This is a genomic window from Stenotrophomonas sp. AGC87 (assembly GCF_057333975.1).
Genome location: NZ_JBHFHW010000043.1, coordinates 173,226 through 174,529, shown reverse-complemented (window position 1 = coordinate 174,529; position 1,304 = coordinate 173,226). Strand labels below are relative to the sequence as shown.

Sequence of the window (1,304 nt, the reverse complement as noted above, 5' to 3'; positions counted from 1 at the left end):
GCCCCCGTTTCTGTTTGTGGCGGCGGGAAAACGCTCTAGACTGCGGCGAAACCTCTCCACAGGACGCGCGCATGACCGATGTAATCCCCACGCCCGAGCAGCCCCGCATTCCGGTCGCCGGCGGCGGTACCTTCCCGGTGCGTCGCATCTACTGCGTGGGCCGCAACTTCGCTGATCACGCGCGCGAAATGGGTGCGGCCGTGCCGGCCGCCGATGATCGCGGCCGCCCGATGTTCTTCAGCAAACCGGCCGATGCGATCGTGGTCGGGCATGACGATGTGATCCCCTACCCGCTCGCCACCCAGGACCTGCACCATGAGGTGGAGCTGGTGGTGGCGATCGGCAAGGACGCCCCTGCCGGCGAGCTGCCGGTCGACCAGGCCGAGGCGCTGGTGTTCGGCTATGGCGTCGGCCTGGACCTGACCCGCCGCGATCTGCAGGCGCAGGCCAAGGCCAAGGGCCACCCGTGGGATCCGGCCAAGGGCTTTGATCAGTCCGCGCCGGTGAGCGAGCTGGTGCCGGCCGGTGAAGTCGGCGATCTGGCCGCCCTCAATCTGTCGTTGGAGATCAATGGCGAGGTGCGCCAGCAATCACTGCTGGACCAGATGATCTGGAACGTGCCGGAGATCCTGCACGAGCTCTCCAAGCTGTGGGCGCTGCGCGCGGGCGACCTGGTCTTCATGGGCACGCCCTCGGGCGTGGCCGCATTGAAGCCGGGCGACCGTTTCAGCGCGCGCCTGGAAAACGTGGCCGAGCGCCACGGCATCATCGCTGGATGACAAAGGCTGCGTTACGCTGCGGCGTCATTTGATTCCCCCACTACGACAGGAGAGCCCGATGGGTGTACTGACTGAGTTCAAAGAATTCGCCATGCGTGGCAACGTCATCGACCTGGCGGTCGGTGTGGTCATCGGTGCGGCGTTCGGCAAGATCGTCACCGCGCTGGTGGACAAGATCATCATGCCGCCGCTGGGCTGGATGATTGGCCGCGTGGACTTCTCCGAGCTGGCCTGGACCCTGGCCCCGGCCCGGATTGCCGCCGATGGCAAAGAGATTCCGGCGGTGGTGATCGGCTACGGCGATTTCCTCAACACCGTGGTGCAGTTCGTGATCGTGGCCTTTGCGATCTTCATGGTGGTCAAGTTCATCAACCGCCTGGCCCGCAAGAAGCAGGCCGAGCCGGCCGCCCCGGCGGCGCCGAGTGAAGAAGTGCTGCTGCTGCGCGAGATCCGCGACAACCTCAAGCACTGAGGCGGCAACACGGGCAGTGCCGGTCGCTGGCCGGCAGCCCGGAAACGGTAGTG

General features: G+C 66.1%; 2 protein-coding genes. Both read left to right on the top strand.

Features of this window, described 5'->3' with window-relative positions:
- Nucleotides 1-71: 71 nt before the first annotated feature.
- Nucleotides 72-779 carry a fumarylacetoacetate hydrolase family protein gene (locus tag ACE026_RS19845; protein ID WP_019183922.1) on the top strand — a complete coding sequence of 236 codons (708 nt, stop codon included), beginning with the start codon at nt 72-74 and terminating at the stop codon, nt 777-779.
- A 58-nt stretch (nt 780-837) separates the two neighbouring features.
- Complete coding sequence (mscL, locus tag ACE026_RS19840) at nt 838-1,251, top strand: large-conductance mechanosensitive channel protein MscL (RefSeq protein WP_121039325.1); 414 nt, start codon at nt 838-840, stop codon at nt 1,249-1,251.
- Nucleotides 1,252-1,304 lie beyond the last annotated feature (53 nt).